This window comes from Pseudomonas veronii (assembly GCF_001439695.1).
In the GTDB taxonomy this organism is placed as follows: domain Bacteria; phylum Pseudomonadota; class Gammaproteobacteria; order Pseudomonadales; family Pseudomonadaceae; genus Aquipseudomonas; species Aquipseudomonas veronii.
On sequence record NZ_JYLL01000053.1, the window covers coordinates 1 to 15,874 of the forward strand.

At 50.1% G+C, this 15,874-nt stretch carries 11 protein-coding genes and 1 pseudogene; 8 read left to right on the plus strand and 4 right to left on the minus strand.

Going from position 1 to position 15,874, the window contains the following annotated elements; translation table 11 throughout:
- Positions 1–127: 127 nt before the first annotated feature.
- The gene (locus TU80_RS30545; RefSeq protein WP_181125140.1) at positions 128–409 is read right to left on the minus strand and encodes a DUF411 domain-containing protein; all 282 of its coding nucleotides are present in this window, start codon (positions 407–409) and stop codon (positions 128–130) included.
- A 233-nt stretch (positions 410–642) separates the two neighbouring features.
- On the opposite strand from TU80_RS30545, the pseudogene tnpC reads away from it, so the two are divergent.
- Positions 643–1,487: pseudogene (gene tnpC / locus TU80_RS32415) on the plus strand (IS66 family transposase); the annotation flags it as partial.
- Positions 1,488–2,248: 761 nt separating this feature from the next.
- On the opposite strand, the gene TU80_RS30555 reads toward tnpC, so the two are convergent.
- Positions 2,249–2,923 carry a heavy metal response regulator transcription factor gene (locus TU80_RS30555; RefSeq protein WP_019818115.1) on the minus strand — a complete coding sequence of 225 codons (675 nt, stop codon included), beginning with the start codon at positions 2,921–2,923 and terminating at the stop codon, positions 2,249–2,251.
- A gap of 495 nt (positions 2,924–3,418) precedes the next feature.
- A complete protein-coding gene (locus TU80_RS30560; protein WP_024073368.1) occupies positions 3,419–4,762 on the minus strand; it encodes an OprD family porin in 1,344 nt (447 codons plus the stop codon).
- A 392-nt stretch (positions 4,763–5,154) separates the two neighbouring features.
- Between TU80_RS30560 and TU80_RS30565 the strand changes: the two genes are divergently transcribed.
- The 7 genes from TU80_RS30565 to TU80_RS30595 all read left to right on the plus strand — a co-directional run bounded on the left by TU80_RS30565 (position 5,155) and on the right by TU80_RS30595 (position 14,982).
- The gene (locus TU80_RS30565) at positions 5,155–6,426 is read left to right on the plus strand and encodes a TolC family protein (protein WP_131672237.1); all 1,272 of its coding nucleotides are present in this window, start codon (positions 5,155–5,157) and stop codon (positions 6,424–6,426) included.
- Between the two features lie 67 nt (positions 6,427–6,493).
- Positions 6,494–7,738 carry an efflux RND transporter periplasmic adaptor subunit gene (locus TU80_RS30570; RefSeq protein WP_024073370.1) on the plus strand — a complete coding sequence of 415 codons (1,245 nt, stop codon included), beginning with the start codon at positions 6,494–6,496 and terminating at the stop codon, positions 7,736–7,738.
- A gap of 24 nt (positions 7,739–7,762) precedes the next feature.
- The gene (locus TU80_RS30575; protein ID WP_024073371.1) at positions 7,763–10,915 is read left to right on the plus strand and encodes a CusA/CzcA family heavy metal efflux RND transporter; all 3,153 of its coding nucleotides are present in this window, start codon (positions 7,763–7,765) and stop codon (positions 10,913–10,915) included.
- A gap of 149 nt (positions 10,916–11,064) precedes the next feature.
- Entirely contained in the window at positions 11,065–11,391 is a 327-nt protein-coding gene (locus TU80_RS30580; RefSeq protein WP_019818112.1) for a DUF2790 domain-containing protein, read from the plus strand.
- A gap of 789 nt (positions 11,392–12,180) precedes the next feature.
- Complete coding sequence (locus TU80_RS30585; protein ID WP_024073372.1) at positions 12,181–12,600, plus strand: GtrA family protein; 420 nt, start codon at positions 12,181–12,183, stop codon at positions 12,598–12,600.
- A complete protein-coding gene (locus TU80_RS30590) occupies positions 12,566–13,549 on the plus strand; it encodes a glycosyltransferase family 2 protein (RefSeq protein ID WP_024073373.1) in 984 nt (327 codons plus the stop codon). The genes TU80_RS30585 and TU80_RS30590 overlap by 35 nt, the downstream gene beginning before the upstream one ends.
- The gene (locus TU80_RS30595; protein ID WP_019818109.1) at positions 13,543–14,982 is read left to right on the plus strand and encodes an ArnT family glycosyltransferase; all 1,440 of its coding nucleotides are present in this window, start codon (positions 13,543–13,545) and stop codon (positions 14,980–14,982) included. Before TU80_RS30590 ends, TU80_RS30595 begins: the two co-directional genes overlap by 7 nt.
- 187 nt (positions 14,983–15,169) lie before the next feature.
- On the opposite strand, the gene TU80_RS30600 is transcribed toward TU80_RS30595, so the two are convergent.
- On the minus strand, positions 15,170–15,400 hold the full coding sequence (locus tag TU80_RS30600; RefSeq protein ID WP_019818108.1) for a hypothetical protein: 231 nt from the start codon (positions 15,398–15,400) through the stop codon (positions 15,170–15,172).
- Positions 15,401–15,874: the final 474 nt, after the last annotated feature.

Consider the following 15,874-nt stretch of genomic DNA (forward strand, 5'->3'; position numbering starts at 1 on the left):
AACACGGAGAACCGGTCGAAAAAGCTCTCCGTACATGATTTTTCGGTCACTTTTCGTCCAATGACGCTGTAGGTGCCTGGAAAATTGCAACTTGCCGCGGCTGCACGACAAGTTGATCGGAGCATCCCTAGCGGGCCCGAAAATCCTGTAAAACCGTCTCTCCCCTTGACTTGCTCATCCCAATTACCGGGTAGGCGCTGCGTCGGTCACCTGACTCCATTCCGAGCGATCCCACGGGCATACCGAAGGCAGCTATTCCGTCCAGATTGGCTCGTCGACTTAGTTCAGCAATTTGTGTGACCGGAACATGGCCTTCGACGAATTTCCCACTTACAACTCCCGTGTGGCACGACGCCAGATTTACGGGTACGCCGAGCTTCTCGTTCATATCGCTAATGTTGTTTTCCATATAGTCGACCACTCCTTCAGATAAGCGATCCACCTGGTCCAGCAGCCACAGTTAGGGGCTTTGTAGACGGCAATTGATTACGCTGCCTGTAACAATGAGGCTGCATTTAGCGTTGCAACGAGTGCAATGACTTGAACGGTCTTTTTGAATGAATTCATGGCTGATGCTACTTAACGAAGAGAAAGAGAGGAGGAGTTAGCGTGCATAGCCTCACCGACGGTGGCCAGATGGCCGTGACTGGGGTTCAGTTCCAGCCGCTGGTTGATGCGCTGCGCGACGTGGTTCTCGGGCAGCAGATTATTCAAGCCGATGAGACACCTGTGCAAATGCTCATGCCGGGAACTAAGAAAACCCACAGTTCTTATATTTGGTCCTATGCCACCAGCCAGTTCTCGGACGCGGCAGCGGTGGTTCACGACTTCAGCCCTAGCCGCGCCGGAGAACACGCTCGCAACTTCCTGAATGACTGGAAGGACAAGCTGGTCTGCGATGATTGTGTCGGTTACAAAGCCAGCTTCGAACTAGACGTGACCGAGATCGGGTGAATGGCTCATGCGCAACGTAATTTCTTTGAGCTGCACGCTAAGAATAAAAGCACGCTTGCGGAGCAAGCTCTGCGTTATATCCAGTTGTTGTACGAAATTGAAAGCGAAGTCGCGATCTGGGGCCGGATTTACGACTCCGAATACGGCAAGAAAAAGCTGTACGGGTGATGAATATGCTGCACGCCAGGTTGATTGCCTAGCGTGACCTCGTGCCTGAAGTCTCAGCCATCAGCAGAGCACTCGATTACAGTCTCGAACGCTGGGCAGCGCTGTCGCGCTACCTCGATGACGGGGCTGTACCCATAGACAATAACTGGGCAGAGAACCAGATCCGATCATAGGGCCTTGGGCGCAAGAACTGGCTCTTTGCAGGGGCCTTACGCAGCGGAAAACGTGCGGCAGCGATCATGAGTCTGATCCAGTCTGCGCGCCTGAATGGTCATGATCCGTATGCATATCTGAAGGATGCTCTCACGCGGCTGCCGACGCAGCGGGCGAGTGAAATCGATCAGTTGCTGCCGCAATCTTTTTAATCACGCAAGGCGTGATGCCCGGACGCTTATGGCGATACTCAAGCTAATGCAAAAGTTCTGACGATTGAGCAAGTGTGACGGCTTAACCCGACGGCAAGGGGAGGTGTCGAATATCGTCAACCATCAACGCAAAACGCCGTAATCGTTTCAATATGTAGCTTTCACTGTAGAGTTTAAAAGCGTTATGCAATGAGCTTGCAAGGTATCTAGAGAGCCGGAGTGATTCACTTGCTCGCCTTCAGAGATCATAGAGTATGCGACCTTTAAGTCACGACCGTATTGTCCACTCCATGGCATGCTTAGGCTTCATGCCCCGGTAGATTTATCATATCCACACGCAACTACATGGATATGTGCGCCGTGGCACCGTCACGTAGTTCGTCTCACCAGATTATGAGAGTATCAACTGATAAAAATCCACGTTCCTTGAACTACACTTTATCATCGGCAACTACGTTACTCACAAATACCTAAAGTGAAAGCGGGTCTGAACGCTTCCACATACATTGGACACTGAAATCCAGCTTGTGGATAAGCATTATCGAGCGCTGTTTCGGGGGGGTATGGTGTTTTTTCGCACCACGGTTTTGGACCGGTAGGCGAGTTGAAAGCTTCGATTAGCAAGTTTTTTGCGCGCCGAAATGTATATCCGACGCGGTAGGCCAGAAGCGCCAAGTGAAAGACAAACTTGGATGAAACCTGAAGTGCCCGTGAGTCGGCGAAATCACAGGAGCGTATGTGATTGCTTCAAGAACAGCACGCTAGCGTTTTTCTAGAACATATCCTACGCCTCTGAGTGTATGTATCAGTTTGTTTTCAAAAGGATCATCCATCTTGGCTCTTAATCTTCTAATTGAAACTTCTACAACATTTGTATCGCAGTCGAAATTCATGTCCCATACCTGAGATATGATCTGTGTACGACTCAGGACAATTCCCGTATTTCTCATTAAATAGTGCAGAAGTGCGAATTCCTTCGTTGTTAAGTCGATACGCTGACCGTCTCTAAACGCCCTATGACGGCTTTGATCCAGCTCCAGATCGGCTACGCGAATGATCTCAACAGATGCTGGATTATCAGACCTGCGCATCAGTGCGCGAACTCGAGCAAGCAGTTCCGGGAATTCAAAAGGCTTAATTAGGTAATCATCTGCACCATTCTCTAGTCCTCTGATTTTATCAACCAAGCGACTTCGAGCAGTAAGCATCATAATTCTACAAAGACAATTGTTTCTTCGCAACAATTCAAGTACCTGCCACCCATCCATCTCCGGCAGGTTGATATCTAGGATGATTAACTCGTACATATGTTGTTTGGCCAGAAAAAGCCCGTCGTATCCGGTATGTACGCAATCCACGATATAACCGCTCTCCGTAAGGCCTTGGCGCACATATTCGGCAGTTTTTACTTCGTCCTCAATTACCAGAATTCGCATTGGATTTTGTCTCGATATGACTGAGCTGTTTTAACTACGCGAATGCGCTGTCATCATTGGCAGGAATGATAATTCAAAACCACTTGGGTGGGGGCTAAATAACGTACTTGTAATCAGTGAGCAATACACTTGATAACATCGCGATATATTATATCGTGGCTCGGACCAACCAGTTGCGGGTTATTTCTCTACTGCTGAATTGACCTTATGAAATGTTGGGTTGTTTTTTTTATTATGGCCATTTTATTCCGTGCAGATGAGGGCGATTTTTCTCATGCTGAAGAAGGCGGTCACTGGTGCAGTCATGAACTCCATCGGGACGCGGTGCGCGTACTCGAAGATTTACTCGAATTTTAGGTAAAAAAAAGCGCCCCAGGGGGGCGCAAAATATTCACCTTTTACCAAAGGAGCATTTAAGCAACTCAAGGTGAATTCTTTAAGCTCGCTATTTTTGTTTTAGGCGAGTCACATGAATAAATCGATCTTGTTTAGGGCTCACAGTATCGAAAGTGGATATTCAACGATCAGGCGTACTTCATCCAAGTCCGATTCGAATGCAGTGGCACGAGTATTTGCTTGACGTAATCGCAAGGAAAGATCTTTCGCCGCACCTGTTTGTACGACGTATTTGACTTCAATATCACGCTCCCAACGTTTTTGATTCGTGAGCGGATCGCCGTTACCATCAGTGCGCATATAGAATTGATTGGCGTTCGAATAGTCTGCACCAGAACCTCTGGCATAACGAGTCATGAACGATAGCCCCGGAATACCGTAGCTGGTCATGTTCAAGTCGTAGCGCAGCATCCAAGAGCGTTCCTTCGGTGAGTTGAAGTCGCTGTACTGTATTGAGTTGTCAACGAAGATTGAGTCTGATTGACGAAGGTAGTCGAAGTCGTCATCGCCATTGTTTCGCTGATGAGACAGTGCAAGAGTATGCGCACCGTACCGGACGCCGAGCTTGGCGCTCCATATATTGTTGTCGAATTCGCCCAGGCGCTTCTTGCCTTCATCTACAGCTTTGTAGTAGTTGAATCCGCCGATAAGCGTCAAATCATCGCTGAGTGGGTAAGTGAGGCTGCTACCGGCATAGTATTGATTCCAAACATCCTTCAATTGGCTGGCGTAAAGGCTCACCGTGATGTTGTCGTTGACTTGGTAATCACCGCCGCCGTACCCAATCCAAGGCGAGTTGACCGGGCCGGCATAAAATGTGGCAAAGTTATCGTTCAAGTTGCTGGAACCAGGCTGGCTCATCGCATGCAGTCGACCACCCTGCAAGGTTAGGCCTTGAATGCTACTATTTTCGACCGTCACGCCGCGGAAACTTTCAGGGAGTAAGCGAGAATCTCCCGATGCCACGACGGGTGTTGCGGGGAAAACATCTCCAACCTTTACGACAGTATCAAACAGCCGAAACTTCGCTGCTCCACCCACCTTAGTGTATTCATCACGTGCTTCGCCGTCACCGTTAACAGGCAGCACGTCAAAGCTGCTACGGCCACCGTTGCGCCCGCCACCAGTATCAAGCTTGATGCCAATCATTGCAAACGCATCTATACCAAAGCCCACAGTGCCCTGCGTAAAACCAGAGTTGAATTTAGTGATTATCGCATGTGCCCAAGCTTCGGAATAACCGTTGGTATTGCCTTTGCCGCTGTTGAAAGTCGGCGCAGATGCATCACGATTATCACGATTGAAATAGAAGTTGCGGTTTAGAACAGTAAGGCTGCTACCTTCAATAAAACCTTCTGGTTTACCTTCCGCTTGTGCCGTGAGGGCATAGCTTCCAGAAAAAGCTGAAACCGCAGCCAAATACAAAGTTACTTTGTGTCTCATGCGATGCTCCTTTGATTACGGCAGTTTTTATTATGATTTACCTACGCGGGTATAGTCTGTTGTTTTGGCCCGGTGGAGCACTTAGAATAGCGCCTGGGTCATATTTGCAGATCAAAGATAACGAGTCGGTGACGGGGTGATTACAATTCTGTTTTCAGGTATTTCCACCGTTGCAGGGCTTCCAGAATCTTTTTCACTAAATCCCTGCGTTTCGCCTGAAAGCTTTCTATTTCGACTATCCCCCCAGGGTTTCTAACGAAATTGTAATTTTATAGCCACCCCTCTGATAGTGATCGCTGATTAGAGTGCCATCACCTGATCCAGAGGAGCTTGGCAGCTGTTTAGGCGTTCTCGCCAAGCTTTATCAAAGTTTGTGCATGAGGACTATCAAAGTGCCCTGGTATAATCACATTGCTTTATCTAAAACCCCCATCTTTCCTTTGAAAGTCTTTGTGTTCTGTATGGTCTTGTCTGGATTGTGGGTGCCTGCCGCATTTGCCCAGAGTCTCAGTCTGGCTGAAGCGCTTTCGACGGCAATAGACGCTAACCCCGATCTTGCAGCAGCACGTCAAGAGATCGGAATCTCTGAAGGAGTGCGCAAGCAGGCTGGACTCATCCCCAATCCTGAAATTTCTTATCAAGTAGAAGACACCCGTCGTAATACCAGCACGACGACTGTCGCGCTTAGTCAGCCGTTAGAGTTGGGTGGCAAGCGACGTGCTCGTGTCGAGGTTGCAACCTACGGTCAAAGCGTCGCGCAGTTAGAGCTGGACCGTCGAGTCAATAGCCTTCGTGCAGATGTTGTTCAATCTTACTACGCTGCTTTGAGAGCTCAGACCGGCTTGAATCTGGCAAAACAATCATTGGAGCTCACCGAACGCGGTCTGCGCATCGTCGATGGACGGGTGCGTGCCGGTAAGTCCTCGCCGGTGGAAGCCACGCGCGCTCAGGTGCAACTGGCTGAAGCCAAGTTACAGGTAAGGCGCGCTGAAACCTTGAAGTCAACGGCTTACCAGCAATTGGCCCAGTTAATAGGCAGTTCGGTCACTGCATTTGATCGTCTTGACTCGCCAGACCTATCTCCCGGCAAGCCGCCGCAAGCTACAGAATTACTGGCGAAGCTCGATCAAACCGCAGATATGCGTCAAGCGCTTGCTCAAATAGATAAGAGCGATGCCTCACTAGGCGCGGAAAAGGCGCAGCGCATCCCGAATCTCACCGTGAGTGTTGGTAGCCAATACGACCGCTCTATTCGCGAGAGGGTCAATGTCGTGGGGCTGTCGATGCCTTTACCGCTGTTTGATCGCAATCAGGGCAACATTCTTTCCGCTTCTCGCCGCGCAGATCAGGCCCGAGACCAGCGAAACGCTGTTGAGCTCAGGCTACGTTCCGAAACTCAAACCGCAGTGAATCAGTGGGCTACCGCCATGCAGGAGGTCGAGTCCTATGACAAGACGATCCTGCCTTCAGCTCAACAGGCCGTGGATACCGCAACTCGTGGATTTGAGATGGGCAAATTCGGTTTCATCGAAGTGCTGGATGCTCAGCGCACCTTGATAGTTGCTCGTGGCCAGTACCTCGACTCTTTGGCGGCTGCGACCAATGCGCGTGCTCAAGTGGAAAGGGTGTATGGCGACGTCGGCTTGACTGCCAATACGCGCTGAACAGGCCAGGCATTTTCCTTGTATGCGTCTTTGAATAAGCCGGTACCTAAGATCAGCAGGAGTAGCAATGGATAACAAACGCAAGATCGCGCTCGCGGTAATCGCTGTGGCAGTCCTCGGATTTGGCAGTTTCGCCTGGAACTCCAGTTCCGAGCAGCCTCCAGTCAGTAAGGCCGAACATGGCACTGAAGATGGCCATGAGAGAACTGCTGTAGCACCTGCTAAAGACGGGGGGGATGAAGGTCACGGTGAGGAAGGCCACAGCGAAAATGCCAATGAGGAAGAGGGCAAGATGACGCTTAGCGCCGAGCAGATTGAGGCTGCGGGCGTCGTTCTGGAAGCAGCTGCTCCCCGTGAGATTAGCACTATTGTGACTTTTCCTGGCGAAATACGGTTTGATGAGGACCACACCGCACATGTGGTACCTCGCGTTCCTGGAGTTGTTGAAAGCGTTCAGGCGAACCTGGGCGAGTCGGTCAAGAAGGGCCAAGTCCTTGCGGTGATTGCCAGTCAACAGATCTCGGATATGCGCAGTGAGCAACAAGCTGCACAGCGACGTGTTGAGTTGGCACGCTTGACTTTTGACCGCGAGAAGCAGTTGTGGCAGGACAAAATCTCCGCCGAGCAAGATTACCTTCAGGCGCGACAAGCTTTGCAAGAAGCTGAAATATCACTGGCCAACGCTAAGCAAAAGGTCGGAGCAATCGGCGCTTCGGTCAATTCTGCAGGCGGTAACCGCTATGAACTGCGTGCGCCTTTCGACGCAGTTGTAGTGGAAAAGCACCTGACCGTCGGTGAGGTGGTCAGCGAGGCAACCAATGCTTTCATCCTGTCCGATCTTAATCAGGTGTGGGCAACTTTCGCGGTTCCTCCTGGCGATCTCGGAAAGGTCGTGACTGGCCGCTCGGTAAAGGTTTCTTCTCCTGACATGAAGGCTGAGGTCGAGGGCAAGGTGGGTTACGTAGGCAGCCTTTTGGGCGAGCAGAATCGTGCAGCGCCCGTCCGTGTCACTCTGACCAATCCCAATGGGGCCTGGCGACCGGGGCTGTTCGTGAGCATCGCAGTCACGTCACAAACTGATCAAGTTGCTGTAGCTGTTCCAGAGTCAGCGGTGCAGACCGTCGAGGAAAAAACTGCAGTTTTCGTGAGGACCACTGAGGGCTTCGACACTCGCAGGGTAACTCTAGGTCGCCGTGCCGGTGGCTATGTGGAAATAACCGAAGGCCTCCAATCGGGTGCCCAAGTGGCAACCAGTGGCAGCTTCACGCTCAAGTCTGAGCTTGGCAAAGCGTCTGCCGAGCATGGCCACTGATGCGAATTTACAGGATGATTTCTTATGTTTGAACGTATCATCAGATTCGCCATTGAGCAGCGCATCGTAGTAATGATCGCAGTTCTAATCATGGCCGGTATAGGTATCTACAGCTACCAAAAACTGCCCATTGATGCGGTGCCTGATATCACAAACGTCCAGGTGCAGATTAACACTGGCGCCCCTGGTTACTCGCCGTTGGAAACCGAACAGCGGATCACGTTTCCAGTTGAAACGGCCATGGCCGGTCTTCCGGGCCTTCAGCAAACCCGATCCCTATCTCGCTCCGGCTTGTCACAGGTCACCGTGATCTTCAAAGACGGTACTGACATCTTTTTTGCCCGCCAACTCATTAACGAGCGTTTGCAGGTTGCAAAGGAACAGTTGCCAGATGGGGTCGAGGCCGTCATGGGGCCTGTATCCACCGGGCTTGGTGAAATCTTCCTGTGGACCGTTGAAGCGGAAGATGGCGCACTCAAAGAAGATGGTACTCCTTACACTCCCACCGACCTGCGAGTGATCCAGGATTGGATTATCAAGCCGCAGCTGCGCAACGTCCCTGGTGTTGCCGAGATCAACACCATCGGTGGCTTCGCCAAGCAGTTTCTGATTGCGCCGGACCCGAAGCGGTTGGCTACCTACAAGCTGACACTTAATGACCTGGTAGTTGCATTGGAAAGCAACAACGCCAACGTGGGCGCCGGTTACATCGAGCGTAATGGTGAGCAGTTGCTCATTCGTGCGCCGGGTCAGGTAAGCAATATCGAAGATATTGCCAACATCGTAATTACCAGTGTAGATGGCACGCCGATTCGCATCAGCAACGTTGCTGAAGTCAGCATCGGTAAAGAACTGCGAACGGGGGCTGCTACTGAGAATGGTCGCGAAGTAGTACTCGGTACCGTATTTATGCTGATTGGTGAAAATAGTCGTACAGTGTCCCAAGCTGTGGCCACCAAATTGACCGACATCAACCGCACCCTGCCGAAGGGCGTGGTTGCTGTGACCGTTTATGACCGTACCAACTTGGTTGAAAAAGCCATTGCGACGGTGAAGAAGAACTTGGTGGAAGGCGCGATTCTGGTAATTGCTATTCTCTTCCTGTTCCTCGGCAACATCCGCGCAGCACTGATCACCGCAATGGTGATCCCGCTGTCCATGCTATTTACCTTCACAGGTATGTTCAACAACAAGGTTAGTGCAAACCTAATGAGTTTGGGAGCACTCGACTTTGGCATTATTGTAGATGGTGCCGTGGTTATAGTAGAAAACGCGATCCGCCGACTGGCTCATGCGCAACACAAGCATGGTCGCATACTCACCAAAGCAGAACGCTTCCATGAAGTCTTTGCCGCTGCAGGTGAAGCTCGCCGGCCACTGATATTTGGCCAGTTGATCATCATGGTAGTGTATCTGCCGATCTTCGCCCTAACCGGCGTCGAAGGAAAAATGTTCCACCCCATGGCATTCACTGTCGTAATGGCGCTGCTGGGGGCAATGATTCTTTCCGTAACCTTTGTTCCTGCTGCTATCGCCATGTTCATCACTGGCAAGGTCAAGGAAGAGGAGGGCGTGGTAATGCGCACCGCCCGACAGCGCTATGAGCCGATACTGCAATGGGTTCTTGGGCACCGGAACATTGCGTTCTCGGCTGCAGTAGCTCTGGTCGTACTTAGCGGTATACTTGCAAGTCGTATGGGTAGCGAGTTCATTCCCAGCCTTAGTGAGGGCGACTTTGCGATGCAGGCTATGCGAGTGCCCGGAACGAGCCTTACTCAGTCCGTCGAGATGCAACAGCGCCTGGAGAAAGCGGTAATAGCGCAGGTCCCAGAAGTAGAGCGGATGTTCGCACGCTCGGGTACTGCAGAAATCGCATCTGATCCAATGCCGCCTAACGCCTCTGACGCCTACATAATGCTTAAGCCTCAGGATCAGTGGCCAAATCCCAATAAGCCTCGTGATGAGCTGATCGCTGAGGTGCAGAAAGCCGCAGCAGGTGTCCCGGGAAGCAACTATGAGTTGTCCCAGCCGATCCAGTTGCGTTTCAACGAGCTGATTTCGGGCGTGCGTAGTGACGTTGCGGTGAAAGTTTTTGGCGATGACATGGACGCGCTCAACAGCACCGCCAACAAAATCGCGGCATCGCTTAAAGCGGTACCGGGCTCATCGGAGGTCAAGGTTGAGCAGACTTCCGGCCTTCCTGTGTTAACCATCAACATCGACCGCGAAAAAGCAGCACGCTACGGTTTGAACATCGCGGATGTGCAAAACTCAATTGCTATTGCTGTGGGTGGCCGCCAGGCAGGTACATTGTATGAGGGCGATCGTCGGTTCGATATGGTGGTGCGACTGCCTGAGACCGTGCGCACTGACGTAGCGGGTATGTCCAGCTTGCTGATTCCTGTGCCTGCTAATGTTGCTCAGGATGCTAATCAGATAGGGTTCATTCCTCTGTCCCAAGTCGCTAATCTTGACTTGCAGTTGGGCCCGAACCAGATCAGCCGCGAAAATGGGAAACGGCTGGTAGTAGTTAGTGCAAACGTTCGAGGCCGTGACCTAGGCTCGTTCGTTGAAGAAGCGACTAAGTCGCTGGCTACTGTGCAGATCCCAGCAGGCTACTGGACTACCTGGGGTGGCCAGTTTGAGCAGTTGCAATCAGCAGCCAAGCGTCTGCAGATCGTTGTTCCAGTCGCATTGCTTCTGGTCATGACACTGCTGTTCCTGATGTTCAACAACTTGAAGGATGGCATGCTGGTCTTCACCGGAATTCCATTCGCACTCACCGGCGGTGTAGTTGCACTGTGGTTGCGGGATATCCCGCTGTCTATCTCGGCGGGAGTTGGCTTCATTGCGCTGTCCGGTGTGGCAGTTCTAAACGGCCTGGTTATGATTTCTTTTATCCGCGGGCTGCGGGAGGAAGGACGTACCCTCCGGCAAGCGGTAGATGAAGGCGCGTTGACACGGTTAAGGCCCGTTCTGATGACAGCCCTAGTCGCATCCCTCGGATTTATCCCGATGGCTCTCGCAACAGGTACCGGTGCTGAAGTTCAGCGGCCACTGGCGACAGTGGTGATTGGCGGGATTCTTTCGTCTACCGTGCTTACTCTGTTGGTGCTTCCTGCTCTGTATCAATGGGCACACCGCAAAGATGATGATGGTGATGAAGCGGGTAGCTGATAGCCCATAACAGAAGCCCACAGCAACGTTGTGGGCTTTTCATTCTGGATATTGTTGTCACCTTTCAAAATTGTAAGTTTACCGTCATGCCGGTGATGCCTGTGAGTTGATAAGGTTACTCCCAATAAGATTGATATTGAGAGGACCTTATGAAAAAGCTTATCATTGCGGCAGCCCTAGCTGTTTTGCCTATAGTTTCACAAGCTACTACGTTTTCCGAAAAGAAGCAGTTGCAATATATTCAGGAACATCAGAACGCCGTGGCTAGCTATGCGGCGAAAAATAATAAGCCAATACCAGAGATTCAGGACTACAAGTATGGAATGAAGATTGATGTTGCAAAATTTGTGCGTCAGTCCCAGGATCCCCGTACTTGCGAGGTGTATCAACGGTTGATGACCTACGAAGACTCGCGGGGTGAGCTTAATACGATTCGTTATTCTTTGTTTTCCCAATGTGTCAACAACAAAAATTGAATGCATCGATAGGATTTTTAGAGGCCATAGAAAAACGCCAGGCGATGCCTGGCGTTTTCTATGGTCCTTGACATGTTTTAACCAAAGATTGTCAGTCCTTGCCCCCCTCCCCAAAAGTAAGTCAAGTCCAGCTAAAAAATTTAGGCCGGCGAATTTGCACTCAGAAGCAGCGAATTTTGAAAAAAACTGATTTCTGTGACATCCAGGCAAAGCATGAGCACTGACTCAGTCGAAGTGCGGCTTGATAAGGGTGTTTATTGGAAAGTTTATAATTGGCTCGGGGCTTAGGCTTACTTAAAGACTTAACTCCGGATAATTGCTTTAGGTGAGTCCTCAGGCTTTGAACGAAAAACGAAAGTCGATGGTGTGGCAGCAAGTTCTGGGTCGTACTAGCTTGCTACCCAACCAAAAATAAACACTGAATATATGGGCTTAGCTCGACGACACGTACGTTTAGCAGGTTGCTTCTTGTTTAAACTGATGGGCGCTCGTGAGAAAATGGATCACTGGTTGGTAAGTTGATACTTAATTGGTGTAATTATTGGTGTCGTTACTGGTTTTCATGTTTTGAGAAAGTGCTTAATTGTCCAAGATCTAAAGTGCCATCATGTATATGCTCTTATCAGAATTGTAATCTCTGGATCATGCTAGAGTTATTTGTTCAGTTTATTATTAGGGTTTTTTGGTGTTTGTTGGGTGGCACAGCTATTGTCGAGGTGCTGCATCATTTAGTTCTGAAATTACATGCAGTTCACTTTTTTTTCACTTCGGGTTGTTTAGTCTTTGTAGATGGAAAATACAAGCATGTCGATCATAGCTTTGCTTATTCGTTATCTAGGCATTGGATTCGTAGCAACCGGGGGGCACTATTTTGTATTTCTCCTGCTTATTGTAAATGGAGTTACTGATCCAGTGTTAGCCAGCGTTGGCGGAGGCGTGATAGGCGCTATTATTAGCTATATTGGTAATAGAAGGCTCAGTTTCGTGGCGACGGGAATTTATAAGCTTCAACCTATCAGGTTTGTACTTGTCTCGTTGGCAACTAATATCGGTAATGGTGTAGGTATGTGGGTTCTGATTAAATTCAATCTCTCACCGCTTGTCTCTCAGATTTTAGTGACTTTAACCCTAACTGCGCTCGGATTCACTGCGCATCGTTTCTGGACATTCAATCATGCGGACATCACATCGGCTTTCCGAACGCGCTGACCCCTTGTTAACAATAGTGGTTCCTTGCTTTCAAGAAGAGCAAACCATTCCGGAATTTCACAAGCGCATCACCAGAGTTGTAAAGCGCCTGCCTGTTTCGTGCGAGATTCTCTATGTCGACGATGGTAGTAGCGATCAAACTGCAGACCTACTTCGACACTATCAAGATGGATCAAATGTACGATGCCTGTTCCTAAGTCGGAACTTCGGAAAAGAGGCTGCGTTAAGTGCAGGGATCGACCATGCACGCGGTAGCGCATTGATCTTCATTGATGTCGACCTTCAGGATCCACCTGAACTCATCTCGAGTATGGTATATCATTGGCAGATGGGTTACGACGTTGTGAACATGCAACGCGACTTGCGAACTGGCGACTCCTGGCTAAAACGCACGAGTGCACGTAGCTATTACTGGATCATGCAGCGCCTGGTGGAGAAAGTTGATCTTCCGGTGGATGTCAGTGACTTCCGTCTGATTGGTCCTGCTCCATTGGCCGCCTTAAGAGCGCTGGACGAACGCTCCAGAATTCTTAAGGGTTTGATCGGCTGGGTAGGCTTTCGCACCATTGAGTTACCCTACAATCGCACTTCCCGTCATGCCGGCAATACCAAGTGGAACGCCGCTAGCCTGCTGGACCTAGCCATCGAAAGTATTCTCAGCTTCTCCCGCAAGCCGCTTCGTATATTCAGTCTCATTAGCTTCAGTTTCTTTGTCTCCAGCATCTGCTACCTGCTCGCAGTACTGGTAGCAGGCTCCTTTGACATCCATCACCTGCTTGTCGGAATTGCTTCATTCATGTGCGTGGGTGTTGCACTGGTGGGCGAGTACGTAGGCGTAACGCTCGCGGAGGTCAAACGCCGCCCCCTTTATTTTCTAAATAGTAATAATGAAGCGCGACCCATGACTATTCATCCTCCGGCTTCCTCACTCGAGGGTAAGAAATGCTGAATTTGAAAAGCGAGCGAACATTGTGGTTCATCCTGAGTTCGATTCTGCTTTTGCGTCTCCTGGGGCTGGGCGTATATCCCCTGATGGATACCTCTGAAGCACGCTACGCTGAAATGGCACGCAAGATGGTTGAACTGAGTGACTGGGTGACTCCGATGTTCGATTACGGAGTTCCATTTTGGGGCAAGCCACCGCTGTCTTTCTGGACCCAAGCGGCGAGCATGACGGTATTCGGCACCAATGAGTTTGCTGCTCGATTCCCAGCCTGGTTTCTCCACTTGGCAAGCTGCTTCATCATCATCAGGCTCGCGACACAGGAGGTATCGCGCAAGGCGGGCATTTGGGCAGCCATCATCTTTTCCGGCACGGCGCTGGGCTTGGTGTCCAGTGGTGTTGTGCTGACTGACCCCGTTTTATCGTTCTCGATCCTGTTGGCCAGCTATGGTTTCTGGCGTTGGATGAAGTGCGCAGGCAAAGGGGATGCCTACCTTATGTTCTTAGCTCTCGGCTTGGGCCTGCTTGCTAAAGGGCCACTGACCTTGGTACTGATGGGCGCGCCAGCATTTTTTTGGATCGTCATCTACAAGCAATGGAATCGGGTATTGAGGCTTCCTTGGGTAACGGGGATTGCTCTCATGTTAGGTATATCAGTGCCTTGGTACATTGCAGCCGAAATGAAGACGCCGGGTTTCCTTGAGTATTTTTTTGTCGGCGAGCACTGGAGCCGATATGTTGTAAGTGATTGGGCCGGGGATCTCTACGGGAGTGCTCACGCCAAGCCCTACGGCACCATATGGATTCAGCTTGGCTTAGCGTTGCTTCCTTGGACTTTCTTTCTACCCCTCGTTATTAGCAGGCGTGGGACGATGCAGCGCTTCGATGTATACCTTTGGCTTTGGGCATTGGCGACACCTGTTTTCTTTACTTTCTCTGGTAACATTCTCTGGACCTATCTTCTTCCTGCTCTGCCTGCATGGACGCTACTCCTTGCCGAATGTATCAGCGAAGTGGGCAGAAAGACTGCTTGGGCTGCTGCAGCGAGCGCTCTGATGCTGCCAGTCGCGGGCGCCGGTATTATCTATAACGGTGTGCTTGAGGATCGTCCTCAGAACCAGCGAGATTTAGTGCAGGCCTGGCTGGATGTGCAGTCGTCTCAATCGGGCCCCCTGATTTATCCTGGCCGCCGCTCGTATTCGTCGGAGTTTTATAGCCGGGGAATGTCCAAAAGCATCAAAGATCCTGACAAGTGGCCTCGCGACAGATCGTTCTACCTTTCCAGGCGTTTGCGCGACAGCGATTCTGATCTACCTGTAGACGTTGGTTGCAAAATAATCACTGAAACGAACGCGAGCCAACTGCTTCTATGCCGCTGGAAGGACACTGCACAGGATGGTGAAAATATTCTAGGAGATAGTGCTACTGGCTCCCGTTGAAAGTAAGAGCCCGGCGAAGAGAGTATTTAAATTTCTAGCTGCTTTTCAGTTTAAAGTGAATAATCCATCTCAGGATTTATCTTTGATGCTGAAAAATTATTTAATAAGTACAATTAGGGAGAGGTTGCTAAAAAGCCAGATATTAATCTGGCTTTTTGTCGATGGCTTTGATCGTGTTAATTGTTTTTTACTGTCTCTTAGTTGTCGACTTGCTGCTAATGCCCTTAGGTTCTTTCTGTTTTTCTTGAGCAATTTTCTGCTTACTTTTCTCCGATACATCAGGACCCCATAGACGAGCTTGCTCGGCTCGGAAGTTATCTTTGAAATTTTTGGTTCGCTCGAAACCGTCTTCAGCAAAAGCGGAACTCATAAATCCAGTCAGTACGATACCAATAGAGAGGAGTTTTATGAATTTCATTGTGCCCTCGATGTTTACTAGGTCTGCTTAACTAGCAGCCTTTGTGGTTTGATAGTTTAGGATTTTGAAGCTAACAGCAGGGTGAGGGAATCATTACAATTTCGTAATTTATGCGTTTGGTGAAACGGTATAAATTTTGTGTTTGTGAAAGCTCCGAAGCAGGCTATTTTTCTTTCATAACCTTTAATGTGATATCTAAGCCATTGATGTTTTTGGATTTTTTGCCACTAGTGGAAGCTAGCCATAAACGATCTAAAGACTGTGTAGCAGCGATTGGATATTTTTGTTTACGCATCGAAGCTAACGGCTAGATTAGCTGGCATCTCAAATGCGGCGCCGTTGGCGGTTAGTCAAACTGGCTGTCGAATTTTTTTGACTCCGTCTGTGGTTCACTCAGAGGGGCGTGAAAGAGTTTAAGGCGGGGGGGGGGGGGGGTGGGGCGGAAGGGGCGGGATATATGGGGGGTCGCCCTAT

Coding starts and splice junctions, on each gene's coding strand:
- TU80_RS30545 (WP_181125140.1), bottom strand. CDS start 409: ATGGAAAACAACATTAGCGATATGAACGAGAAGCTCGGCGTACCCGTA.
- TU80_RS30555 (WP_019818115.1), bottom strand. CDS start 2,923: ATGCGAATTCTGGTAATTGAGGACGAAGTAAAAACTGCCGAATATGTG.
- TU80_RS30560 (WP_024073368.1), bottom strand. CDS start 4,762: ATGAGACACAAAGTAACTTTGTATTTGGCTGCGGTTTCAGCTTTTTCT.
- TU80_RS30570 (WP_024073370.1), top strand. CDS start 6,494: ATGGATAACAAACGCAAGATCGCGCTCGCGGTAATCGCTGTGGCAGTC.
- TU80_RS30575 (WP_024073371.1), top strand. CDS start 7,763: ATGTTTGAACGTATCATCAGATTCGCCATTGAGCAGCGCATCGTAGTA.
- TU80_RS30580 (WP_019818112.1), top strand. CDS start 11,065: ATGAAAAAGCTTATCATTGCGGCAGCCCTAGCTGTTTTGCCTATAGTT.
- TU80_RS30585 (WP_024073372.1), top strand. CDS start 12,181: ATGGAAAATACAAGCATGTCGATCATAGCTTTGCTTATTCGTTATCTA.
- TU80_RS30590 (WP_024073373.1), top strand. CDS start 12,566: ATGCGGACATCACATCGGCTTTCCGAACGCGCTGACCCCTTGTTAACA.
- TU80_RS30595 (WP_019818109.1), top strand. CDS start 13,543: ATGCTGAATTTGAAAAGCGAGCGAACATTGTGGTTCATCCTGAGTTCG.
- TU80_RS30600 (WP_019818108.1), bottom strand. CDS start 15,400: ATGAAATTCATAAAACTCCTCTCTATTGGTATCGTACTGACTGGATTT.